Origin of the sequence: Streptomyces sp. NPDC052701 (assembly GCF_040678355.1) — a bacterium.
In the GTDB taxonomy this organism is placed as follows: Bacteria; Actinomycetota; Actinomycetes; order Streptomycetales; family Streptomycetaceae; genus Streptomyces.
The window spans coordinates 88,799-111,979 of sequence record NZ_JBFATO010000002.1 but is presented as its reverse complement, the minus strand read 5'-3'; the positions used below and the strand labels follow the sequence as shown (position 1 = coordinate 111,979).

General features: G+C 73.9%; 22 protein-coding genes and 1 tRNA gene. 12 read left to right on the top strand and 11 right to left on the bottom strand.

Annotation, left to right across the window (positions count from 1 at the left end; all coding sequences use genetic code 11):
• The first annotated feature begins 117 nt into the window (after positions 1-117).
• Together AB0L29_RS03580 and AB0L29_RS03575 are read left to right on the top strand one after the other, a co-directional pair.
• Complete coding sequence (locus tag AB0L29_RS03580) at positions 118-693, top strand: TerD family protein (protein WP_365822896.1); 576 nt, start codon at positions 118-120, stop codon at positions 691-693.
• Positions 694-769: 76 nt separating this feature from the next.
• Positions 770-1,297 (top strand): GNAT family N-acetyltransferase, encoded by a 528-nt coding sequence (locus AB0L29_RS03575; RefSeq protein WP_365822894.1) that lies wholly within the window; start codon positions 770-772, stop codon positions 1,295-1,297.
• A gap of 32 nt (positions 1,298-1,329) precedes the next feature.
• On the opposite strand, the gene AB0L29_RS03570 is transcribed toward AB0L29_RS03575, so the two are convergent.
• Entirely contained in the window at positions 1,330-2,742 is a 1,413-nt protein-coding gene (locus AB0L29_RS03570; RefSeq protein ID WP_365822892.1) for a M1 family metallopeptidase, read from the bottom strand.
• A gap of 468 nt (positions 2,743-3,210) precedes the next feature.
• On the opposite strand from AB0L29_RS03570, the gene AB0L29_RS03565 reads away from it, so the two are divergent.
• A complete protein-coding gene (locus AB0L29_RS03565; RefSeq protein WP_365822890.1) occupies positions 3,211-3,711 on the top strand; it encodes a hypothetical protein in 501 nt (166 codons plus the stop codon).
• A gap of 307 nt (positions 3,712-4,018) precedes the next feature.
• Here AB0L29_RS03565 and AB0L29_RS03560 read toward each other — a convergent pair whose 3' ends face one another.
• Complete coding sequence (locus AB0L29_RS03560) at positions 4,019-4,714, bottom strand: pentapeptide repeat-containing protein (RefSeq protein ID WP_365822888.1); 696 nt, start codon at positions 4,712-4,714, stop codon at positions 4,019-4,021.
• Positions 4,715-4,850: 136 nt separating this feature from the next.
• Between AB0L29_RS03560 and AB0L29_RS03555 the strand changes: the two genes are divergently transcribed.
• The 3 genes from AB0L29_RS03555 (at position 4,851) to AB0L29_RS03545 (ending at position 8,706) form a co-directional block, all read left to right on the top strand.
• Entirely contained in the window at positions 4,851-6,011 is a 1,161-nt protein-coding gene (locus tag AB0L29_RS03555) for an NAD(P)-binding protein (RefSeq protein ID WP_365822886.1), read from the top strand.
• Positions 6,012-6,077: 66 nt separating this feature from the next.
• Positions 6,078-7,058 carry a zinc-binding dehydrogenase gene (locus AB0L29_RS03550; protein ID WP_365822884.1) on the top strand — a complete coding sequence of 327 codons (981 nt, stop codon included), beginning with the start codon at positions 6,078-6,080 and terminating at the stop codon, positions 7,056-7,058.
• A 145-nt stretch (positions 7,059-7,203) separates the two neighbouring features.
• On the top strand, positions 7,204-8,706 hold the full coding sequence (locus tag AB0L29_RS03545) for an MFS transporter (RefSeq protein ID WP_365822882.1): 1,503 nt from the start codon (positions 7,204-7,206) through the stop codon (positions 8,704-8,706).
• 122 nt (positions 8,707-8,828) lie between these two features.
• Here AB0L29_RS03545 and AB0L29_RS03540 read toward each other — a convergent pair.
• Positions 8,829-8,902 (bottom strand) — tRNA-Thr (locus tag AB0L29_RS03540).
• A gap of 237 nt (positions 8,903-9,139) precedes the next feature.
• On the opposite strand from AB0L29_RS03540, the gene ugpC reads away from it, so the two are divergent.
• The 3 genes from ugpC to AB0L29_RS03525 all read left to right on the top strand — a co-directional run bounded on the left by ugpC (position 9,140) and on the right by AB0L29_RS03525 (position 11,768).
• Complete coding sequence (ugpC, locus tag AB0L29_RS03535; RefSeq protein WP_365822880.1) at positions 9,140-10,228, top strand: sn-glycerol-3-phosphate ABC transporter ATP-binding protein UgpC; 1,089 nt, start codon at positions 9,140-9,142, stop codon at positions 10,226-10,228.
• A gap of 259 nt (positions 10,229-10,487) precedes the next feature.
• Positions 10,488-10,946, top strand: a complete 459-nt coding sequence (locus tag AB0L29_RS03530) for a hypothetical protein (protein ID WP_365822878.1) — start codon at positions 10,488-10,490, stop codon at positions 10,944-10,946.
• Between the two features lie 90 nt (positions 10,947-11,036).
• A complete protein-coding gene (locus tag AB0L29_RS03525) occupies positions 11,037-11,768 on the top strand; it encodes a nucleotidyltransferase family protein (RefSeq protein WP_365822876.1) in 732 nt (243 codons plus the stop codon).
• A gap of 277 nt (positions 11,769-12,045) precedes the next feature.
• On the opposite strand, the gene AB0L29_RS03520 is transcribed toward AB0L29_RS03525, so the two are convergent.
• The 6 genes from AB0L29_RS03520 to AB0L29_RS03495 all read right to left on the bottom strand — a co-directional run bounded on the left by AB0L29_RS03520 (position 12,046) and on the right by AB0L29_RS03495 (position 18,425).
• Positions 12,046-13,737, bottom strand: coding sequence for a DoxX family membrane protein (locus AB0L29_RS03520; RefSeq protein WP_365822874.1), 1,692 nt, complete (start codon positions 13,735-13,737; stop codon positions 12,046-12,048).
• A gap of 119 nt (positions 13,738-13,856) precedes the next feature.
• Positions 13,857-14,792: a 23S rRNA (guanosine(2251)-2'-O)-methyltransferase RlmB gene (gene rlmB, locus AB0L29_RS03515; protein ID WP_365822872.1), complete on the bottom strand. Its 936-nt coding sequence runs from the start codon at positions 14,790-14,792 to the stop codon at positions 13,857-13,859.
• Between the two features lie 101 nt (positions 14,793-14,893).
• A complete protein-coding gene (cysS, locus tag AB0L29_RS03510; protein WP_365822870.1) occupies positions 14,894-16,291 on the bottom strand; it encodes a cysteine--tRNA ligase in 1,398 nt (465 codons plus the stop codon).
• Between the two features lie 115 nt (positions 16,292-16,406).
• On the bottom strand, positions 16,407-16,904 hold the full coding sequence (ispF, locus tag AB0L29_RS03505) for a 2-C-methyl-D-erythritol 2,4-cyclodiphosphate synthase (protein WP_365822868.1): 498 nt from the start codon (positions 16,902-16,904) through the stop codon (positions 16,407-16,409).
• Positions 16,894-17,646 (bottom strand): 2-C-methyl-D-erythritol 4-phosphate cytidylyltransferase, encoded by a 753-nt coding sequence (gene ispD, locus AB0L29_RS03500; protein ID WP_365822866.1) that lies wholly within the window; start codon positions 17,644-17,646, stop codon positions 16,894-16,896. Before ispD ends, ispF begins: the two co-directional genes overlap by 11 nt.
• A 296-nt stretch (positions 17,647-17,942) precedes the next feature.
• Positions 17,943-18,425 carry a CarD family transcriptional regulator gene (locus tag AB0L29_RS03495; protein WP_003953493.1) on the bottom strand — a complete coding sequence of 161 codons (483 nt, stop codon included), beginning with the start codon at positions 18,423-18,425 and terminating at the stop codon, positions 17,943-17,945.
• A 590-nt stretch (positions 18,426-19,015) separates the two neighbouring features.
• Between AB0L29_RS03495 and AB0L29_RS03490 the strand changes: the two genes are divergently transcribed.
• Complete coding sequence (locus AB0L29_RS03490) at positions 19,016-19,699, top strand: DUF461 domain-containing protein (RefSeq protein WP_365822864.1); 684 nt, start codon at positions 19,016-19,018, stop codon at positions 19,697-19,699.
• 164 nt (positions 19,700-19,863) lie between these two features.
• Here AB0L29_RS03490 and AB0L29_RS03485 read toward each other — a convergent pair whose 3' ends face one another.
• Complete coding sequence (locus tag AB0L29_RS03485) at positions 19,864-20,544, bottom strand: response regulator transcription factor (protein ID WP_365822862.1); 681 nt, start codon at positions 20,542-20,544, stop codon at positions 19,864-19,866.
• Positions 20,541-21,833 (bottom strand): ATP-binding protein, encoded by a 1,293-nt coding sequence (locus tag AB0L29_RS03480; RefSeq protein ID WP_365822860.1) that lies wholly within the window; start codon positions 21,831-21,833, stop codon positions 20,541-20,543. The genes AB0L29_RS03485 and AB0L29_RS03480 overlap by 4 nt, the downstream gene beginning before the upstream one ends.
• A 190-nt stretch (positions 21,834-22,023) precedes the next feature.
• On the opposite strand from AB0L29_RS03480, the gene phoU reads away from it, so the two are divergent.
• Positions 22,024-22,713: a phosphate signaling complex protein PhoU gene (phoU, locus tag AB0L29_RS03475; RefSeq protein WP_365822858.1), complete on the top strand. Its 690-nt coding sequence runs from the start codon at positions 22,024-22,026 to the stop codon at positions 22,711-22,713.
• A 186-nt stretch (positions 22,714-22,899) separates the two neighbouring features.
• Positions 22,900-23,055: a hypothetical protein gene (locus AB0L29_RS03470; protein ID WP_365822856.1), complete on the top strand. Its 156-nt coding sequence runs from the start codon at positions 22,900-22,902 to the stop codon at positions 23,053-23,055.
• The last annotated feature ends 126 nt before the right edge of the window (positions 23,056-23,181 follow it).

Here is a 23,181-nt window from a genome sequence, read left to right as displayed (position 1 = left end):
GCACCGCCATTCGGTAAAGAAAGTAAAGACACGGGGAACCTCGGGCACCCCTCACCGCGTTCATTGAGGTAGCTGTAGCTTCGTGCTCGTACGCAACGAGGGAAGGGACTCCCAACAATGGCTGTAAGCCTGTCCAAGGGTGGCAACGTCTCGCTCACCAAGGAGGCTCCGGGCCTGACCGCCGTCACCGTGGGCCTCGGCTGGGACGTCCGCACCACCACCGGCACGGACTTCGACCTCGACGCGTCCGCGATCGCGGTCAACCCGCAGGGCAAGGTCTACTCGGACGCCCACTTCGTCTTCTTCAACAACAAGCAGACCCCGGACAGCACCATCGTCCACACCGGCGACAACCGCACCGGTGAGGGCGCCGGCGACGACGAGGCGATCAACGTCAACCTCGCCGCGCTCCCGGCCGACATCGAGAAGGTCGTCTTCCCCGTCTCGATCTACGACGCGGAGAACCGCGGCCAGAACTTCGGCCAGGTCCGCAACGCCTACATCCGCATCGTCAACCAGGCCGGCGGCGCCGAGATCGCCCGCTACGACCTGTCCGAGGACGCGGCCACCGAGACCGCCATGGTCTTCGGCGAGCTGTACCGCAACGGCGCCGAGTGGAAGTTCCGCGCGGTCGGCCAGGGCTACGCCTCGGGCCTGGTCGGCATCGCCCAGGACTTCGGCGTGAACGTCTGACGGACACCCGACGCCTCCGGGCCCCCGGCCGTGAAAAGACCGGGGGCCCCGGCGTGCCGGCCGGTAGGTTGCCCGCGTGATCCTCGAACCGCTCACCGCCGGCCCCGGCGGTGCCCTCCCGGCCCCCCTGCTCACCGAGCTCACCGCCCTGTACGCCTCCAACCGCGAGTACCACGCGCTCAGCGGCGACTTCCCCGACCCCGGCGACGTCCGGCCGGAGCAGGTGGCGGCCGTGCTGGCCGACGAGGCGGCGGTCCCGGGCGCCGAGGTGCTGCTCGCCTACGACCGGGGCCGGCTGACGGGGATCGCGATCACCCTCGCCCGCCACCCCGACCCCGCCGACCCGGATCCGTGGATCGGCCTGCTGATGATCGACGCGGGCCTGCACGGACAGGGCCACGGCCGCCGCCTCGCCTCCCTCGTCGAGGACCGCTTCCGCCGCGCGGGCCGCACGGCCGTGCGCCTGGCCGTCCTCACCGACAACCCCGGGGCCCTCGCCTTCTGGACGGCCCTCGGCTACGAGGTCATCGACCACCGCGAGGACCGCCGGCTCGGGCGCCCGTGCGCGGTGCTGCGCAAGCCGCTCGCGGCGGAGCGCGCCTGACCCGGCGCGGCGACGGCGGGCCGGCGCCGCCGTCAGCGCCGCCGCGGCTTCCCCTCGCCGTACAGCCAGTCCCGCCAGACGCGGTCGAAGTCCTCGTCCGGGGCCTGCTCCTCCACGTACGCCGTGAAGTCGGCGGTGGAGGCGTTGCCGTGGCGGTGGGCGGCGGCCCAGCCGCGGACGATGGCGCGGAAGGCGTCGTCGCCGACGGTCCGGCGGATCTCGTGCAGGACCATCGCCCCGCGCTGGTAGACGGGGGGATCGGAGATGTGCGCGGCGCTGGTCGGCCGCGCGGGCGGAAACGCCCAGATCCCGTCACCGGCACCCGCGTACAGCGCGTCGAAGGTCTCCTGCGCGGTGTCGCCGCCGTGGTCCTCCTGCCACAGCCACTCCGCGTACGTGGCGAAGCCCTCGTTGAGCCACATGTCCCGCCAGGTCCGCGGTGTGACGGAGTCGCCGTACCACTGGTGGGCGAGTTCGTGCACGAGGAGCACGATGTCCGGGGCGCCGGGGAAGAAGGGGCGGGACTGGGTCTCCAGGGCGTATCCGGCGTCGCCCGGGCGGTCGACGATCGCGCCGGCGGAGGAGAAGGGGTAGGGGCCGAAGTTCTCCTCCGCCCAGGCCAGGACCTCGGGGATCCTGGCCAGGACCGCCCGGCTCGCCTCCGCCTGCCCCGGGTCGACGGCCGTGTGGACGGGCAGGCCGCCGTCGGTGGTGGTGCGGGTGAGGGCGTACCGGCCGATCGCGACCGTGGCGAGGTAGCTCGCCATCGGCTCGGCGGTGTGCCAGGTGAACGTCGTACGGCCCCGCTCGGTCCTGCGGCCGGTCAGCTCGCCGTTGGAGACGGCCTCCAGGCCCTCCGGGACGGTCACCCGCAGGTCGTACGCCGCCTTGTCGCAGGGGTGGTGGTTGCCGGGGAACCACGCCATCGACCCCGTCGGCTCGCCGAGCGCGAGTGCTCCGTCGGCCGTGCGCAGCCAGCCCTCCTGCGAGCCGTCCGGGTCGGTGACGGTCCGCGGGGCGCCGGAGTAGCGGACGGTCACGCGGAACGTCGTGCCGTCGGCGAGGTCGTCGTGCGGGCGGACGGTCAGCTCCTGGCCGGCGCGTTTCCAGGACGCCGTCCTGCCCTTGACGGTGACCCGCTCGACCCGCAGGCCCGCGAGGTCGAGGTTGAGGGCGGACAGGTCCCGGGTAGCGCGGGCGGTGATCGTCGCCGTGCCGCTGAGGTGGTGCCGGGCGGGGTCGTAGGCCAGGTGCAGGCCGTAGTGGGTGACGTCGTAGCCGCCGTTGCCGGCCTTCGGGAAGTACGGGTCGCGCACGCCGGCCGCGCCCGGGGTGCCGTGGACGCCGTCGCCGCCACCGCCGCCACCACCGCCGCCACCGCCGCCGCCGCACGCGGTCAGGACGGCGAGGGCGGCGGCGGACGGGAGCAGGCGGCGCAGGCGCATCCCGTGATCATATGAGGCGTATGGGCGGGAATTGCCCGTCCAGCGGCCTTCCCCGCCCGGCGGCGGGACGGCCTGCGCGGACTTCTCACCCGAGGGCTTCGGACGGGGCGCCCGCGACACCGGTGCCCGCGATCGGCGCGTCGCGTCCGGTGAGCGCGGCCCGCACCCGCGCCCCGCGCTCACCGGACGCGAACGCGGCGTCCCGGCCCGGATCGCCCAGGGCCCCGGCGGCCGGAACGTCGCCCGTGCCCTGCCTACCGGCGAGGCGACGGCGTCCACCGGCGGGGCGACGCCGGAACCCGCCTGCGGCGCACGCGCGGCAGGCCCGGCGCGGACGGGCGGCGGCGGGCGCAGCGGCGGGCGCAGTGGCGGGCGCGAAGGACCGGCGGGTGCCGCCACGGCGGTACGGATGCCGGCCGGCCCGGGCGCCGTGACGGCGAGTCCGGCGGCCGTGACACCATCACCTGCGTGCTCGACATCGGCTACGCCCTCTCCAACCGGTTTCCCGACCCGCCGCAGACCGACTACCGCCGCGCGGACGTCCACGCCCTGCGCCACGACCTGTTCTGCGGTGACGTCTACCTCGCCGACACCGAGTCGGACCGGGAGATCTCCACAGCCTGGGGATGGGTGCCGGTGCTCGACTTCGCGTGGGCGCTGTGCGACATCGTGGAACGCCTCGACCGGGACCCCGCGGGCTCCCGGGCCTCCCGCCCCCAGCGGGCCGAGCTGGACTTCACCGAGTCGACCGACCGGCTGCTCTTTGAACGCCGCTTCGGCTGGGTCGACATCGAGTCCGACTGGATGCCGGCGGAGGAGCCCCCGTTGACCTTCTCCCACGCCGAACTCCGCCGCGAGGCCCGCGACTTCCTGCACGATCTCGTCGCCGACCTGTGCGACCTGCACGAGGACCTCGCGGAGAACCCGGCGATCTGGACGCTGCAGGCGCGTTTCCCCAGGGTTCCGTAGCCCCGGGGTCCGTGGTCCCGGGACCACGGGCCCCGGGGCTACGGTCCCCCGGGTTCCGCGGGGCCGGCCGGCGTCCGGAAGACCCCGCCCGGCGGCCGCAGGCCGTCCGGCGCGGTGCCCGGGGCGGGACCCACCGGGACACCCAGGGGCAGCCGGTGCCCGGCGGGGCGCGCCGGAAGCCGGTACCGCCTCCCCGCCCGGCCCGCTCACCCCGGCGCGCAGGGGCACCGCCTCGTCCCGCGCCCGCGCCGCCGACGCGTTCCCGGAGGACGCCCCCACCCGGTCACCCGGTCACCCGGTCACCCCGTCACCCCTCCACCCTGATCCCCAGCTCCCCCGCCAGCACCGGCGCCAGATCCAGCAGCTGGGCCGTGCTGACCACCGCCCCGGCCAGCCGGTCCACCCCCCGTGCGATCTCCAGCGAAGCGGCCCCGCGCAGGTCCACGTCGGTCAGGGTCGCCGCCGTGAGGTCCGCCCCCTTCAGCGCGCAGTCCGCGAACTCCACCCGCTCCAGGCGCGCTCCCCCGAAGTCGGGCTCGATCAGGACGCAGCCCTCGAAGACGACGTCCCGGAGCCGGGCCCCGCGCAGGTTCAGGTAGTCGATCTTGCCGCCGCGGATCAGCACCCGCTCCAGGACGGCCCCGTGCAGCTGGGCGCCGCCGAGGCGGGCGTCGGTCACCTCGACGTCGCGCAGGGTCGCCTCGGCGAGGTCGGTGCCGACGCCCCGCGGGCCGGTGAGGACCGAGTCGAGGACACGGGCGTGGTGCAGCCGTGTCCCGTCCAGCACGCACCCCGTCAGCGCGCAGTCCATGAAGCGGGCCCCCGCCCCGTCCTGCCCGGCGAGGTCCGCCTCCCGGAACTCCAGCCCGTCGTAGTCCCCGTCCGGCTCCAGCCCGCCGCCCCCGCGGGGCTCCAGCGGTGGCAGGCGCACCTGGGGGCGCCGCGCCGCCCTCACCCTCGTACCGCCGGACGTCCCGGTCCCGACCGCCGCTCTCCTCGCCATGCCCCCATGCTGCCCCCCGCCACTGACAATCCCCCCGACCTGCGAAGACGCCGCCGATGTCACATTCGGGGCTGCTCCCTCGGTCGTACCGGCAGAAGAACCGGAAGGCGACCGCGACAGAGGGAGACCCCCAGCCATGCACCGCATCACCGTCATCGGCGGCGGCTTCGCCGGACTGACCGCGGCCATCACCGCCGCCGAGGCGGGAGCCCAGGTCACCGTGTACGAAGCCCATCACACCCTCGGCGGCCGGGCCCGCACCGCCGAGGGCCCCTACCGGACGAACGAGGGCCCCCACGCCCTCTACAACGGCGGTCCGCACTGGGTCTGGCTCAAGCAGCGCGGCCTCCTCGGGCCGCTCGCCCCGCTCCCGCCCCTGGAGGCGGCCCGCCTGCGGCTGCGGTACAAGGGCGCGCTGCGCCGCACCCCGCCCTTCGCGATGCTGAAGCTGCTGCGGCGCGGCATCCCGCCGGCGCCCGTGGACGTCGACTTCACGACCTGGGCGACCGGTGTCGCGGGCGAGGAGGGCGCCCGCGCCGCCGCCCACTACGCCGCCGTGGCCCTCTTCCACCACGACCCGGGTTCGCTGTCCGCGGCGTTCGTGCAGGAGCGCCTGCGCCGCGCCACCAGGCTGCCGCCCGAGGCGCACTACCCGCGCGGCGGCTGGGGCGGCCTGATCGACCGGATGGCCGCCCGCGCCTGGAACCTGGGCGTGCGGATGGAGACCCTGTCCCGCGTCGACACGCTCCCGACCGGGACCCCGGTCGTCGTGGCCACCTCCCTGGCCGCCGCCCGCCGGCTGCTGGGCGACGACTCCCTGGTCTGGCCCGGCGGCCGCACCGTCCTCGTCGACCTCGCCGTGCGCACCCGGCGCGGCGACGCCTTCGCCGTGTCCGACCTGGACGCCCCGGGCTGGATCGAGCGGTTCACCGCCCAGGACCGCACCCTCGCCCCGGCCGGCGAACAGCTGATCCAGGGTCAGATCCCGATCGCCCCGCACGAGTCCAAGGCGGACGGCACGGCCCGCGCCGAGCAGTTGCTCGACCTCGCCTTCGAGGGCTGGCGCGAGCGCGTCACCTGGCGGCGCGAGGCCGTGGCCGACGGACGCACGGGCGCCGTCGACCCGCCCGGCACCAGCTGGCGCGACCGGCCCGCCGTCGACCGCGGCGACGGCGTCTACCTGGCCGGCGACCAGGTCGCGGCCCCCGGCGTGCTGGCGGAGGTGTCCTTCAACAGCGCCCTGACGGCAGTCTCCCTGGCGCTCGGCCGGCACGAGCTTGACCTCAAGCACGCTTGAGGCCGGAGGGTGGGTGGCGCGACACAGACCCGAAGAACACAGACCCGAAGAACGGGGGGGTCCCACATGCACGCCATCCGCCTGCACGCCTTCGGCCCGGCCGAGAACCTCGTCTACGAGGAGGTCGAGGACCCCGGGCCGGGTCCGGGCCAGGTCCGCGTCGCCGTCCGGGCGGCCGGCGTCCACCTCCTGGACACGGCCCTGCGCGAGGGCGTGCGGGGCCCCCTGCCCGAACTGCCGGCCCTGCCCACCGTCCCCGGCCGGGAGGTCGCCGGCGTCGTCGACGCCCTCGGCGAGGGCGCCCCCCGCGACTGGCTGGGCAGGCGGGTCGTCGCGCACCTCGGCTTCGCCCCGGGCGGCTACGCCGAACTGGCCGTCACCGACGCCGGGCGCCTCCACGAGATCCCGGAGAACCTCGACTTCGCCCAGGCCGTCGCCATGATCGGCACGGGCCGCACGGCGATGGGCATCCTGCAGTTCGCCGAGCTCGGCCCGGACGCGGTGGCCGTCGTGCCTGCGGCGGCCGGAGGCATCGGCACCCTGCTGGTCCAGTACGCCAAGAACGCCGGCGCCACGGTCGTCGGGCTCGCGGGCGGCCCGGAGAAGACCGCGCGCGTGCGGGCCAACGGCGCCGACCTCGCCGTCGACTACACGGACCCGGCCTGGCCCGGGAAGGTCCGCGCGTTCCTGGGCGGCCGGGCGGCCACCGTGGTCTTCGACGGCGTCGGCGGCACCGTGGCCCGCGAGGCCGTCGCCCTGCTCGGCCCCGGCGGCAGGCACATCGTCTTCGGCTGGTCCGCCGAAGGGCTGCACGACGGCGGGCCCTACCTCGTCGACGGCGTCTCCGAGCAGGTCCTCGGCCCGGTGATGATGCGGAAGGCCGGCGGCCCCGACCCCGTACGCACCCTGGAGCTGCGCGCCCTCGCCGAGGCCGCCGCGGGACGGCTCGTCCCGGCCGTGCAGCGCTTCCCGCTCGCCGAGGCCGCCGCCGCGCACCGCGCCCTCCAGACGCGGGGCACGACCGGCAAGGTGGTCCTGGAGCCCTGACGGGGGCGGCCGGCAGGAGGACCGGTACCGGTCGCGGGAAGCGGGACCGGCCCGGGGGACCCGCCCGAACGCCGGGCCCGGGGGACCCGCCCCGAACGCCGGAACCGAAGATGCGGTACGTCCCCCTTCATGGTCTTCTGACGCAATGAACGCCGCCCGGCCAGGCGAAGCCGCCACCCCCGCGAACGCCGACCCCCGCCGCTGGTGGGGCCTGGTGATCATCGCGCTCGCCCAGCTGATGGTCGTCCTCGACGCGACCATCGTGAACATCGCGCTCCCCTCCGCGCAGCGCGACCTGGGCATGTCCGACGGAGACCGCCAGTGGGTGATCACCGCGTACACCCTGGCCTTCGGCGGGCTGCTGCTGCTCGGCGGCCGGATCACCGACCTGGTGGGCCGCAGGCGGACCTTCGTCCTCGGGCTCGTCGGCTTCGCCGCCGCCTCCGCACTCGGCGGCGCGGCCACCGGCCCGGGCATGCTCTTCGGCGCCCGGGCCCTGCAGGGCGCCTTCGCCGCCGTCCTGGCCCCCTCCGCGCTCAGCCTCCTGTCCACCACCTTCACCGACCCCAGGGAACGCGGGAAGGCCTTCGGCGTCTACGGCGCCCTGGCCGGCAGCGGCTCGGCGACGGGCTTCATCGTCGGCGGCCTGCTCACCGAGTACCTGAGCTGGCGCTGGTGCCTGTACGTCAACGTGCCCATCGCGATCATCGCCGTCGTCGGCGCCCTCACCCTGCTGCACGGCCGCGCCGCCCCCGCCGGAGCCCGCCTCGACGTACCCGGTGCGCTGCTCGGCTGCGGCGGCCTCGTCTTCCTCGTGTACGGCTTCGGCGAGGCGGAGTCGCGGGGCTGGACCGACGCGTTCGTCCTGGGCCCGTTCGCGGCGGGCGTCACCCTCCTGGCGGTGTTCGTGTGGTGGCAGTCCCGGGTCCCCCGGCCGCTGCTGCCGCTGCACATCGTCCGCGACCGCACCCGCGCCGGCTGCTTCCTGACGATGATGCTGGCCGTCGTCTCCATGTTCGGCCTGTTCCTGTTCATGACGTACTACCTGCAGGCCGTCCTCGGCTACTCGCCCGTCCGGGCGGGCCTCGCCTTCCTGCCGCTGACCGCCTCGATCGTCACCGGCTCCACCCAGATCTCCGCCCGGCTGCTCCACCGCGTGCCCCCGCGCCTGCTGCTGGCCCCCGGCATGGTCCTGGCCGCGAGCGGCATGCTGCTCCTGACGCGGATGACGGTGGACTCCTCGTACGCCACCGAGGTCCTGCCCGCCCTGATCCTGGTCGGGCTCGGCATGGGCCTGACCTACATCCCGGTCTTCTCCACCGCGACCGCCGGTGTCGCCCCGCAGGACGCGGGCGTGACCTCCGCGACCCTCAGCACCTCGCAGCAGGTCGGCGCCTCCATCGGCACGGCCCTGCTCAACACGATCGCCACGACCAGCGGCGCGGCCTACGTCACCGCCCACCTGAACGACCCGGCACAGCAGGCCCGCGTCATGCGGGAGGGCCTGGTCCACGGCTACACGGTCGCCCTCTGGTGGGCCGCCGGCATCATGCTGCTGGCGGGCCTGGTCGCGAGCCTGATGGTGACGGCCGGGGCCCCGGAACACGGCGCCCCGGCGCGCGAGCCGGCGCCGGAACCGGTGGCCTGAGGCGGCGGGGAGCAGCGGGGAGGGGCCCGACGGGCCGCGGGGCGTCGACGGCACCGCCGTCCGGACCGCCCGCGGGCACGGACGAGCCCGGGCCGGAGCGGGTCCGGCCCGGGTGGTGAGGGAGCCCCCTGTCGGATTCGAACCGACGACCTGCTGTTTACAAGACAGCTGCTCTGACCGGCTGAGCTAAGGAGGCCTGCGCCCGGACGGCGCCCGGGTGCCCGTGCAGTGTACCCAGGTCCCCCCGGGGCCCCGTCGAGAATTTCCACGAAGTTCACAGGGGCCCGGGTACTGACAGACGAGGTGAACGGCAGGTACCGTCCTGAGCCAGTTCACTCCCGTGGACCACACCACAACGGAACACCCGTCGTGGCACCGCCTTCCTACTCGGATCGTCCGGCACGTTCCTGCCGGTAGAAGGGGACCGTTCACCATGGCCACTGTCACGTTCGACAAGGCGACCCGGATCTACCCGGGTTCCACCAAGCCCGCCGTCGACGCCCTCGACATCGAGATCGCGGACGGCGAGTTCCTCGTCCTGGTCGGCCCGTCCGGCTGCGGCAAGTCCACCTCGCTCCGGATGCTCGCGGGGCTCGAGGACGTCAACGGCGGCGCCATCCGCATCGGCGACCGCGACGTCACCCACCTGCCGCCCAAGGACCGGGACATCGCCATGGTGTTCCAGAACTACGCGCTCTACCCGCACATGACGGTCGCCGACAACATGGGCTTCGCGCTCAAGATCGCCGGCGTCAACAAGGCGGAGATCCGGCAGAAGGTCGAGGAGGCCGCGAAGATCCTCGACCTGACCGAGTACCTGGACCGCAAGCCGAAGGCGCTCTCCGGCGGTCAGCGCCAGCGTGTCGCCATGGGCCGCGCCATCGTGCGCGAGCCGCAGGTGTTCCTCATGGACGAGCCGCTGTCCAACCTGGACGCCAAGCTCCGCGTCTCCACCCGTACGCAGATCGCCTCGCTCCAGCGCCGCCTGGGCATCACCACGGTCTACGTCACCCACGACCAGGTCGAGGCCCTGACGATGGGCGACCGCGTGGCGGTCCTCAAGGACGGTCTGCTCCAGCAGGTCGACACCCCGCGCAACATGTACGACAAGCCCGCCAACCTGTTCGTGGCCGGCTTCATCGGCTCCCCGGCGATGAACCTCATCGAGGTGCCGATCACCGACGGCGGCGTGAAGTTCGGCAACTCGGTGGTGCCGGTGCAGCGCGACGCGCTGTCCTCCACCACCGACAAGACGGTCACCGTCGGCGTCCGTCCCGAGCACTTCGACGTGGCCGGCCCCGACGCCGACCTGGGTGTCGCGGTCACCGTGAACGTCGTCGAGGAGCTGGGCTCCGACGCGTACGTCTACGGCACCGCCAACGTCGGCGGCGAGGAGAAGGACCTCGTCGTCCGCGTCGGCGGCCGCGAGGTCCCGGAGAAGGGCAGCCAGCTGCACGTCGTGCCGCGCTCCGGCGAGACCCACGTCTTCTCGACCTCCACGGGCGCGCGCCTGTCCGACTGAGCGCGCTCCGGCTGAGCACGCTCCGGCTCCCGGCGCAAGGCGGCACAAGGAAACATCCGACCCCGGGTAATTCACCCAGGATGACGAAAAGGGCCCCGCAGACGGCTGCGGGGCCCTTCCCGTTGTCGACAAATACCCCGGCACACCGGTCATTTCGAGCAGCGTGCGTCAACACACCACCCAGGATCAGGTGCTTCCCCGTCCCCCGAACCGGTGACTGAATGTCTCCAAATCACTACTGGACGCTACCCTCACACGCGTGAAGCACTCCACTACCCCACAGACGCGACGCGGCCGGGGCCCCGCCCGCCGGATCGGCCGCTCCCTCGCCCTCGTCCTGCCCGTCGTCCTGGTGCTCTCCGGGACCCTCGCGGTCACCCGGGTCGACTGGTCGGGGAGCCCCTCCGACAGCCCGGTGCTGACCGCGGCGGACACCTCCGCCGCAAAGGGCTCCTCGCGGACCGCCGAGCGCGCCCCGCAGGACGTGCTGCGCGACCAGCTGCTGACCGAGCTGCAGGAGGAGGACCCGGGCGTCGCCCTCACCCACCTCCAGCAGGCCGTCAACGGCCGCCCCTCGCTGGCCCGGCACTGCACGTCGATCGCCCGCGCCCTCGGCCGCGCCGCGGTCCGGGTGTACGGCCCGACGCGCGCCCAGTCCTTCGCGCGCCCCGTCTGCGACACCTCCTTCGCCTCGGGCGTCGCCGCCGCGCACGGCTGACCGCGCCCTCCCCGGTCCCCAGGGCCGTGACGGCCGGGGAAGAGAGGCTTGCGCCGCGGCCGCGGGCGGGACGCCACGTACAGTTCGGTCATGACCGATCCGAGTGCTGCGTCCCGCCCCGTCCAGGCCGTCGTCCTGGCCGGCGGCCAGGGTTCCCGGCTGCGCCCCTACACCGACGACCGGCCCAAGCCGATGGTCGAGATCCCCGGCACGGGGACGCCGATCATCGGCCATCAGCTCTCCTGGCTCGCCGAGGAGGGCGTCACGGACGTGGTGGTCTCCTGCGGTCACCTCGCCGAGGTCCTGCAGAAGTGGCTGGACACCGCCGACCTGCCCGTCTCCGTCACCACCGTCGTCGAGCACGAGCCCCTCGGCCGCGGCGGCGGCCTCAAGTACGCCGCCGCGCACCTCCCGCACCCGGACCGGCCCTGGTACGCCACCAACGGCGACATCTGGACCCGTTTCTCGCTGCGCGACATGGCCGACTTCCACGCCGAGCGGGACGCCGTCGCGACCCTCGCCCTGGCCCGCCCGCGCATCCCGTGGGGCGCGGTGCGGACCGACGGCTTCGGTCACATCACCGACTTCATCGAGGCCCCGCCGTCCACCTTCGAGATCAACGCGGGCGTGTACGTCTTCTCCCCCGAGTTCGCCGGCCTGCTCCCGGAGCGCGGCGACCACGAGCGCACCACGTTCCCGCACCTGGCCCGCGAACGCCGCCTGGCCGGCTTCCCCATCCCGCAGGGCTCCTACTGGCGCGCCATCGACACCGCGAAGGACCTGACCGAGGCGGCGAAGGAACTGGCCGCCCTCGGCCGCTAGGGCCTGTCGTCACATTCCCGTCGTCCGCCCGGAGGGCGGGCCCCGCGGCGTCGGGTGCGTGCTCCCGGCGTGCCGGGCGCCGGCCCTCGTACCCGGATGTACTCGGGCCTGCGCCCGGTGCGGCGAGAGTGCGTGCAGGGCGTCGCGGGGCAGGCGGGGAGTTCGACGACAGGCCCCAGGGCCTGTCGTCGCACCGCTCGGGCACACCGACGGGGTCCCGCACGTCGTCCGTGCGGGACCCCGTCGTCGTACGCCCTCGCGGCGGGCGGGCCGGTTCCTATCCCAGGAGGCCGCCCACCAGTCCCGGCTGCCCGGAGGACGAGGAGCCCTCGCCGCCGCTGCCGCCGGTCGACCCGCCGGTCGAGCCGCCGGTGCCGCCGGAGGTCGGGCCGGAGCTGGTGCTCGGCGCCTGGCCGACCGGGGAGGACTGCTGGGGCGGGGCCTGGCCCGCGCTGCCCTGGGTCTGGCTGGGCGCGCCGCCGCCGGTGGCGGTGCCGCTCTCCCGGGCCGCGCCCGGGGTGGTCGCGGCGCCGGTGGACGGGGTGGCCGCGCCCGACGTGGCACCCCGGGTGGGCGAGGTGGCGGTGGCCGACGGCGTCTTCCTGCCGGTCCGCCCGCCGGGCTCCTGGGGAAGCGGGGAGCCGGGCAGTTCGTTGCGCGGGGCCTCGCCGGGTCCGGGCACGACCACCCGGTCGGCGTCCCGGACGGCACCGCCGAGCAGCGAGCCGGTCAGCAGGGTGAGCCCGGTGACGACGGCGGTGACGAGGGCGCCGCGGCGCAGCACGTAGCGCCGCAGGTCCCAGAGGTCGGCCCGGGGGCCGAGGCGGCGCCAGGCGCTCGCGGCGAGGCGCCCGTCGACGGAGTAGACGGGCGCGCCGGCGATGATCAGCGGCGACCAGGCGGCGAGGTAGATGATGTCGGGGGTCTCGTAGGCGGGGACGCTCTTCCAGCTGACGGTGACCAGCAGCGCGGCCGACAGCAGCGCGCCGCCGACGGCCGCGACCCGCTGCCAGCAGCCCAGGACCGTCAGCACGCCCACGATGACCTGCAGGAAGGCGATGACGAGCCCGGAGCCGACCGGGTGCTGCAGGGCGAACTGGCGCAGCGGCTCGGCGACCTCCCAGGGGTGCAGGGTGTTGAGCCACTTGACCAGGGAGCCGCGTTCGCCGCCGTCGAAGTAGACGGGGTCGCACAGCTTGCCCATGCCGGCGTAGAGGCTGATGAAGCCGAGGAAGACGCGCAGCGGCAGCAGCACGCCGCCGAGGTTCATGCGGCGGCCGGGGTAGTAGGCGTGCCGTGCCGGGTCGTCGCCGTGCCGCCTGGCCGGCGCCCCGCTCCCGTCGTCCGCCGCCGGGTGGGCGCCGGTGTCCTCGAAGTCGTCGTCCGCGTAGGCGGGTTCGTCGTAGGCGCTGCCGACGGTGCGCATCGGCGGCAGCAGCCGGGTCCCACCGGAGCCGTGGGTGCGCTGGGGGCCGACGACGGGGGTCTCGACGGTCGTGGCGAGCCCGTCCTTGTGGCCCGCGCCGTCGTGGCCCGCGCCGTCGTGGCCCGCGCCGTCGTGGCCGGTGTCGACGCGGGGGATGACCCGGGTGCCTCCGCCGTCGGGGAGCGGCTCGCCGGCGTGGCGGACACTCTGGGTCCGCACGGACTGCAGGAGCCGGTGGGCGCCGGTGTCGTCCGGGGCGGACCTGCCGCTCCAGACGACGGGCCGGCGGCGGGCGGCGGGGGTGCCGGCGGCGCTCACCACGGGGAGGCGGGCGGTGTCCTCGGCGGCAGTCACGTGCCGCGCGATCCGAGGGGATTGGATGCGCCGCGTCGAGGCGCCCAGCTGCACGCGGAAGCTCACGTGACTGACGATGACCTGCGCCGGATCGCTCGGCACCTTCACCATGCTCAGCGCGGGAGCGTCGTCGAGTCCCGACGAGCGGTCCCCCGTGGGTGTGCGGGGTGTTCTGGTGTCCACACTCATCTAACCGAGTGACGTGGAGTTAGGACACTGCTTTGACCCGCCGGATCTGTCCGGACCGCGTCAAGCGCGGCCCGGACCACCCGGAACACCCCGCAGGGGTGAGGCTGCCGAACAGGGGTTCAGGCGCGGCGGCGGGCCGCCTCGTACAGCACGATCCCCGCCGCGACACCGGCGTTGAGCGACTCGGCGCCACCGGGCATCGGGATCCGCACCCGGAAGTCGCACGTCTCGCCGACCAGGCGGGACAGCCCCTTGCCCTCGCTGCCGACGACGATGGCGACCGGTCCGGCCAGCGCCTCCAGCTCCCCGAGCTCGACCTCCCCGTCGGCGGCGAGCCCGACGACGATGATCCCGGCCTTCTTGTACGCCTCCAGAGCCCGCGTCAGGTTCGTGGCCCGGGCGACGGGCGTACGGGCGGCCGTGCCGGCGGACGTCTTCCAGGCACCGGCGGTCATGCCGGCGGCCCGCCGCTCGGGGACGACGACCCCGTGCCCGCCGAAGGCGGTGACGGAGCGCACGACGGCGCCCAGGTTGCGCGGGTCGGTCACCCCGTCCAGGGCGACGATCAGCGGGTCCTCGCCCTCGTCGGCGGCGGCGTCGGCGAGGTCCTGCGGATGGGCGTACTCGTACGGCGGGACCTGGAGCACGAGCCCCTGGTGGTTCAGCCCGTTCGTCATCCGGTCGAGCTCGGGCCGGGGCGCCTCCATGAGGTTGATCCCGCCGCGCTCGGCGGCGAGCTGGAGCGCCTCGCGCACCCGCTCGTCGTTGTCGATGAACTGCTGGACGTACAGCGTGGACGCGGGCACTCCCTCGCGCAGCGCCTCGACGACGGGGTTGCGCCCGACGACGAGCTCGGAGGTGCCCTTGGCGCGGGGCCCCTTGGCGCGGCTCTGGGCGCGCCGGGCCTTGGCCTGGGCGGCGCGCTGCTTGGCGTGTCCCTTGCGCATCTCGGCGGGCGGGGTCGGTCCCTTGCCCTCCAGGCCCCGGCGCCGCTTGCCGCCGCTGCCGACCTGCGCGCCCTTCTTGCCGGACATGCGGCGGTTGTTCGCGGCCATGAGCTACCCGTCTCCGTGAGGTGTTCGTACGTACGTGTTCATGCAGTGTGCCGCCCGGCTCCCCGGGCGGCACGATCGATCTTCGCGATCCCGCGCCGCGCTCAGCGCGGGCCGAGGCTCCAGCGCGGTCCCTGCGGGCTGTCCTCGATGACGAGACCGGACTGGTTGAGCTGGTCGCGGATGGCGTCCGCGGTCGTCCAGTCCTTGCGGGCCCGGGCGGCCTCCCGCTGGTCGAGCACCATGCGCACCAGGGTGTCGACGACACCGTGCAGGTCCTCGCCCCGGTCGGTCTCGCCGGCCCACTGCGCGTCGAGCGGGTCGAGCCCGAGGACGCCGAGCATCGCCCGCACCTCGGCGAGGCGGGCCACGGCGGCCTCCTTGTCGTCGGCGGCCAGCGCGGAGTTGCCCTGCCGGACCGTCGTGTGCACGACGGCGAGCGCCTGCGGGACGCCCAGGTCGTCGTCCATGGCCTCGGCGAAGGCGGGCGGCACGTCGGCGGCGGGCTCGACGACGCCGGCCTTCTCCACCACGCGCTGCACGAACCCCTCGATCCGCGCGAACGCCGACTCGGCCTCGCGCAGGGCCTCCTCGCTGTACTCGATGGTCGAGCGGTAGTGCGGCGTGCCCAGGTAGTACCGGAGCACGATCGGCCGCCACCGCTTGACCATCTCGCTCACGAGGACCGAGTTGCCGAGCGACTTGGACATCTTCTCGCCGCTCATGGTCACCCAGGCGTTGTGCACCCAGTACCGGGCGAAGTCGTCGCCGAAGGCCTTGGCCTGGGCGATCTCGTTCTCGTGGTGCGGGAAGATCAGGTCCAGCCCGCCGCCGTGGATGTCGAAGGCGGAGCCGAGGTACTTGTGCGCCATCGCCGAGCACTCCAGGTGCCAGCCCGGGCGGCCGCGGCCCCACGGCGTCTCCCAGTCGGGCTCGCCGGGCTTGGTGGCCTTCCACATGGCGAAGTCGCGCGGGTCGCGCTTGCCGGTGATGCCCTCCTCGGCGGGCTGGCGCATCTCGTCCAGGTCCTGCCGGGACAACTCCAGGTACGAGGGCCAGGACCGGACGTCGAAGTAGACGCTGCCGTCGGCCTCGTAGGCGTGCCCGCGCTCGACGAGGACGCGCATCATCTCGACCATCTCGGTGACGTGGCCGGTGGCGCGGGGCTCGTAGGTGGGCGGGAGGCAGCCGAGCGCGGCGTACCCGTCGGCGAAGGCGCGCTCGTTCTCGTACCCGATGGCCCACCAGGGGCGGCCCTGCTCGGCGGCCTTGGCGATGATCTTGTCGTCGATGTCGGTGACGTTGCGGACGAACGTCACCTCGTAGCCGCGGTGGGCGAACCAGCGGCGCATGATGTCGAAGTTCAGCCCCGACCGGATGTGCCCGATGTGCGGTGCGGCCTGCACGGTGGCGCCACACAGGTAGATCGAGACACAACCCGGCTTGAGCGGGGTGAAATCACGGATCTGCCGGGCGCTGGTGTCGTACAGGCGAATAGTCACGAGTCCCAGGGTAGTGGGCCGCGCCGAGTGCCTCGCGACCTTCGGCTCAAGGGGGACGCATTCGTGACGTTCGCCCCTTTCGGCGAGGTCCCCGGCGCGGCCGGCGCGACGCCGGTCAGCCGCCGGTGCGGACCACCAGCGCCGTGGCGACCGCCATCAGGCCCTCGTCGCGGCCCGGGAAGCCCAGCCCGTCCGTCGTCGCCCCGGACACGGACACCGGCGCTCCCGCCGCCTCCGACAGGATCTTCTGGGCCTCGTCCCGGCGCCTGCCGATCTTCGGCCGGGGGCCGACGACCTGGACCGCGATGTTCCCGATGCGGAACCCGGCCTCCCGCACGATCCGCGCGGCCTCCGTCAGGAGCGCGACGCCGGACGCGCCGGACCACTCGGGCCGGCCGGTGCCGAAGTGCTGCCCCAGGTCGCCGAGCCCGGCCGCGGAGAAGAGGGCGTTGCAGGCGGCGTGGGCGACGACGTCCGCGTCGGAGTGCCCGGCCAGCCCGGGCCCCTCCCCGTCCCACTTCAGCCCCGCGCACCACAGCTCCCGCCCCTCCTCGAAGGCGTGGATGTCGGTCCCGATGCCGACCTGCGGCAGGACGGCCTGGTCAGAAGCCATCGTTCAGCCTCCTGCGGGCCAGGACCGCCTCCGCGAGCACCAGGTCCAGGGGGCGCGTGACCTTGAACGCCTCCTCGTGGCCCGGCACCGCGACCACGGTCAGCCCGAGCCGCTCGACCATCCCGGCGTCGTCGGTGACGTCGTCGGTGACCTCGGCGTGCGCCCGTACGAGCGTGGCCCGGTCGAAGCCCTGCGGCGTCTGGACCGCCCGCAGCCGCTCCCGCCCGGGCGTCGCGACCACCGGCTCCGGGTCGCCCGGCGTCGCCGCGGGCTCGACCTCCTTGACGGTGTCCGCGAGCGGCAGCGCCGGGACCACGGCCGGGGCCCCCTCGCGCACCGCCTCGATCACGGCGTCCACCGTGTCCACCGGCACCAGCGGCCGGGCCGCGTCGTGCACCAGCACGATGTCGTGGCCGGACGGCAGCGCCTCCAGGCCGAGCCGCACGGACTCCTGCCGCGTCGCCCCGCCGGGCACCACGAGGAAGTCGGTGCGCTCGGGCAGCGCGTGCGCGTCGAGCAGCGACTTCACCTCGCCGGCGCCGTCGGGCGGGGCCACGACGATCACGAGGGAGACGTGGCGGGACGCGGCCATCGCGCGCACCGCGTGGATGAGCATGGGTGTGCCGCCCAGCGCGCGCAGCGCTTTGGGGGCGCCCGGCCCGAGGCGTACGCCTCGGCCGGCGGCCGGGATCACGGCTGCCGTACGGGCCGCCGACGGCGAAGGACGCGAATCGTCAGACATCGGTTCCTGTCAGGTTTGTGCGCTTGGCCTACGTGGGTATGGCCCTGGGGGCACCCCCTGCTCCGGTTACGGCGCGCGGGGGATCGCGGGCGCGAGGCCTTGACCGGACCCTTCCGTGACACTGGTCGAGCCGGCCGCCCGGTACCGGTACGCCGGACAGCGGGGGCGTGAAGGACGACCCGTCTCCCCCGTGGTGCGGCGTGTGCGTACGAACATGCCGCAGCGCCCGGCGACAGCAGACACGTCATCGGGCACCGCGGCATTTCAGTGTGCTGAACGAACGAGCCTCGCCTCGGCTAGGAGGCGAGCACCTCGTCGAGCAGGGCCTCGGCCTTGTCCTCGTTGGTGTTCTCCGCGAGGGCCAGCTCGCTCACCAGGATCTGGCGCGCCTTGGCGAGCATGCGCTTCTCACCGGCGGAGAGTCCACGCTCGCGCTCGCGGCGCCACAGGTCACGCACGACTTCCGCGACCTTGATGACATCGCCCGAGGCGAGCTTCTCCAGGTTTGCCTTGTAGCGGCGGGACCAGTTCGTGGGCTCCTCGGCGTACGGTGCGCGCAGCACCTCGAAGACCCGGTCCAGTCCGTCCTGACCGACCACATCACGCACGCCGACGAACTCCGCATTGTCCGCTGGCACACGCACCGTCAGGTCACCCTGGGCGACCTTCAGCACCAAGTAGGTCTTGTCCACGCCTTTGATCTGGCGAGTTTCGATGGCCTCGATCAGCGCGGCCCCGTGATGGGGATAGACCACGGTGTCGCCAACCTTGAACGTCATGTGACAGGTACCCCTTCCGTGGCTATCCAGAGTAACACGGATACGGCGTCTTCTGAATGGCGTTTTCGCAGGTCAGGGCATATCTCGGGGCTTGACAACAGCGACAGGGACGTGCTGCGCGAGGCGAGCGGAAGAAGGTATTCGCAGGTGGGAGCCGCTCTTCGGGGTGAGTGAAACGCGTACGCTACACGCATCCGCGAGCGCCGCCGAACGGTGAAACATCCCCAAATGTCCGGTTCCATGCGTGCGACTTCCGCTACTCCGTTCGGCGGCCCGAGCCGGGTTCCGGCCGAATCCCGGAATTGATCACGCGGCGTCCGGCCGGGCGGCGGGTGATCAATTCCACGGGGCGCCCGCGCATTCCGCCACGGAAATTTCGCGCTGCTCCCGGAGACGCTTATGTGAATGACGGACGAGTCCGGGGCCAATGTGACTGCCCGGTCACTTGTGACGCGGGCGGGATCGGGGGGCGTCGGGGGGTCGGGTGCAGCCGGGAGGGCACGGCTCGGTAACCTATGGCCGCTGACAGACACTTAGGGCGGCTTTACACTTCGCCGCCGCCTCGCTCGAGTCAAGGAGTTGCCGCCGCCGTGAGCAGCAGCCTTCGACGCGGCGCCCTCGCCGCCGCCATCGCGTTCTCGATCCTCCCGCTCGCTGCGTGCAGCGCCGGCAACAACGCCCAGACCCTGCAGATCAAGCCGGACAACGCCGCGGCGACCGCCGGCGACATCGAGATCCAGAACGCGATCGTCATCACCCAGCCCGACCGCGAGTCGACGGGCCCGGCCGTGGTGGCCGCCACCGTGTTCAACGCGGGCGGCACCGACCAGACGCTGGAGTCGGTCACCCTGCCCGGCACCGGCAAGAGCGCCGAGCTCAAGCCGGCCAAGGGCGGCAAGGAGCTGGTCGTCCCGGCCGGCGGCTCGCTGATCCTGGGCGGCAGGGACAACGCCTCGGCCGTCCTGCCCAGCAGCCGCGAGGCCGTCCGGGACGGCGACGCGCAGAAGGTCACCTTCACCTTCAGCAGGACCGGCGCCGTGAGCCTGGACGCCTTCGTCGTCCCGGCCGAGGGCTACTTCTCCTCCTGGGGCCCGACCGAGGTCCCGGCCGCGCCGGGCGCGTCGGCCGGCCCGTCCGAAGGCGCGTCCGAAGGCGCGTCGGCGTCGCCGGGCGAGTCCCCCGCCACCTCGGGCACCCCGACCGACGCGGCGTCGGCGAGCGCGTCCGCGGGCGCGCCGGCCGACGGGCACGAGTCGCCTGCCGCCGGCCACTGAGCCGTGGGGGGGGGCGCGGGGGGGGGGGGCGCCCGCCGGGGGAGGCGCCCGTGCGGGGCCCGCGCGCCGCGGGGAGGCCCAGCGCGGCGGCGCGCGCGCCGGCCGCGGGCCACGCCCCCGGGGAGGTCCCGCCCTTCCGCGTCGTACGGGGTGGTGCGGGCCGTCTACGGCTCGAACTTGTAGCCGAGGCCGCGGACCGTCACGAGGTAGCGCGGCGCGCCCGGGTCCGGCTCGATCTTGGCGCGCAGCCGCTTGACGTGGACGTCGAGGGTCTTGGTGTCGCCGACGTAGTCGGCGCCCCAGACCCGGTCGATGAGCTGCATGCGGGTCAGCACCCGGCCGGCGTTGCGCAGCAGCATCTCCAGGAGGTCGAACTCCTTCAGCGGCAGGTCGATCTTGGTGCCGCCCACGGTGACGACGTGCCGGTCGACGTCCATGCGGACCGGGCCGGCCTCCAGGGCGGCCGGGGCGACCTCCTCCGGCTCGCCGCGGCGGCGCAGCACCGCGCGGATGCGGGCGACCAGCTCCCGCGAGGAGAACGGCTTGGTGACGTAGTCGTCGGCCCCTATCTCCAGGCCGACCACCTTGTCGATCTCGCTGTCCTTGGCGGTCACCATGATGACGGGGACGTTGGAGCGGCCGCGCAGCTGACGGCACACCTCGGTGCCCGGCAGGCCGGGCAGCATCAGGTCGAGGAGGACGAGGTCGGCGCCGTTGCGCTCGAACTCGTCGAGTCCGTCGGGCCCGGTGGCCGCGACGGCGACCTCGAAGCCCTCTTTGCGGAGCATGTACGACAGGGCGTCGGAGAAGGACTCCTCGTCCTCGACGACGAGCACACGGGTCACGGATGGACCTCCGGGGCGGGAAGCGTTGCGTACGCGGTGGAATCAGGGGATGAGGGGGTGGGCCGCCCGGCCTCGGCATCGAGGCCCGCGCTTCCTGCGCGTTCTGCCCGGGCGGGCCGCTGCGGTGCGCGGTCGCGGGCCGCACCGGCCTCCGGCAGCCGCAGGGTGAAGGTGGAGCCCTGGCCTTCGGCGCTCCACACCGTGACCTCCCCGCCGTGCGAGGCGGCCACGTGCTTCACGATCGCGAGACCCAGTCCCGTGCCGCCGGTGGCGCGGGAGCGGGCGGGGTCGACGCGGTAGAAGCGCTCGAAGATGCGCTCCTTGTCCTTGTCGGAGATGCCGATGCCCTGGTCGGTCACGGCGATCTCGATCATGTCCCCGCCGGGGGCGGCCACCCGGCGGGCGGCTATGCCGACGCGGGTGCGGGCCGGGGAGTAGTTGACGGCGTTCTCGACGAGGTTGCCGAGGGCGGCGGCGAGCTGGCCGCGGTTGCCGCGCACCGCCAGGTCGGCGGTGCCGGCGGCGGCCATGGTGATCTGCTTGGTGGAGGCCGCGTGCCGGCAGCGGTCGACGGCCTCGGCGACCAGTTCGTCGACGCGGACCGGCTCGGCGTCCTCCAGCGGGTCGTCGTTCTGCACCCGGGAGAGGTCGATGAGCTCCTGCACCAGGTTGGTCAGGCGGGTCGCCTCGATCTGCATCCGTCCGGCGAAGCGCTGCACGGCCTCGGGGTCGTCGCTGGCGTCCATGACGGCCTCCGACAGCAGGGAGAGGGCGCCGACGGGCGTCTTGAGCTCGTGGCTGACGTTCGCCACGAAGTCGCGCCGTACCGCCTCGATGCGGCGGGCCTCGGTCAGGTCCTCGACGAGCAGCAGCACCAGCCGGGAGCCGAGGGGGGCCACGCGCGCGGAGACGGCCAGGGCCTCGCCCCGCCCGGTCCCGCGCCGCGGGAGGTCCAGCTCGACCTGCCGTATCTCCCCGTCCCGCCGGGTCTCCCGGGCCATCTGCAGCATGGGCTCGACGGCGAGCCTGCCGCCGCGGACCAGTCCGAGGGCGTACGCGGCGGAGCTGGCCTTGACCACGGTGTCGGCCTCGTCCAGGACGACGGCGGAGGAGCGCAGTACGGACAGGACGGTGTCCACACCCGGCGGAAGCACCGGGTCCGTGTGCAGGGAGGTGCGGGTGGGGCGTTTCTGCTCACGCTCGCTCCAGCGGAACGCGAGCATGGCGATCACGCCGGTGAGCACTCCGGCGATCGCTGCCGCTGCGGCGACCGCCGCGTTCACGTCCATGCGTCCAGGTTAGGCATGGCATGGGGCCCGGCCACAGCCGTCGGACCGCGAGCTCGAACACTCGTCGCCCAGAGTTCACCTCGGAGCCAGTGATGGTTCATTTGGGGTGACGGAAACGGACGCGTACGGGGCACACCGTGGGAGCGTGGGGTGCGAGCACCCCGAAGTCGACGCACGAGAGGGAACCCTGATGCGGGACGCGTACCACGAGGAACTGGACTCGATCGGCGACGGTCTGGTGGACATGGCCCGGCTGGTCGGGTCGGCCATCGGGCGCGCCACCACGGCGATCCTCGACGGCGACCTGAAGCTGGCCGAGAGCGTGATCGAGGCCGACCAGAAGGTCGACCAGCTCCAGCACGACCTGGAGGCCCGGGCGATAGCCCTGCTGGCGCGGCAGCAGCCGGTGGCGACGGACCTGCGGATCGTCGTCACCTCGCTGCGCATGTCGGCCGACCTGGAGCGTTCGGGCGACCTCGCCCAGCACGTGGCGAAGCTCGCCCGGCTGCGCTACCCCGAGCGGGCGGTCCCGCACGACCTGCACGCCACCATCCTGGAGATGGGCCAGCTCGCGCAGCGCCTGATGGCGAAGGCGGCCGAGGTGATCATCACCAAGGACGTGGACCTGGCGCTGCAGCTGGAGCAGGACGACGACGCGATGGACCTGCTGCACCGCACCCTCTTCCAGCACCTGATCGACGAGCGCTGGAAGCACGGCATCGAGACGGCCGTCGACGTGACGCTGCTCGGCCGCTACTACGAGCGCTTCGCCGACCACGCGGTCTCGGTCGCCAAGCGGGTGGTCTACCTGGTCACCGGCGAGCACGCGGACGACCTCCAGGCGGAGATCCAGCCGGCGACGGGCGTCGAGGGCTCCTGAGCCGGGCGGACGAGGGCGCCTGAGCCGGGCGGGCGGGGGCCGGAAAGGCTCGTGAAGGGCTCGGAGGGGGCTCGGAACGGGGTCGGCCGCGGGCCGTCCCGGGCGCGCGCAAGCCCCTGTGCGCCGTTGATGCGCCCAGCGGGCCGGGCGTCCAATGGGCACAGGCACCAGCCTTGAGGAGGGACCATGAGCGAATCCCCCGGCACGACGCCCGACCCCGCGCAGGAACGCCGGACCGAGGAGCCCGTCGAGATCAGGAACCTGACCCTGGTGAGCGCCTGCGGATGCGGCTCGGGCTGCGGCTGCGGGTGCCAGTCGGGCAGTCCCTGTCAGTGCGGCTGACCCCGACGGCGGCGGATCCCGTACGACGGTGAAGGGCCCCGGCGGCGCCGGGGCCCTTCGGCGTGCGCCCGCCCGGGTGGCCGGGTGGGCGTGCCCGCGCGGGGGCCTCCGGCCTGCGCGGGCGCG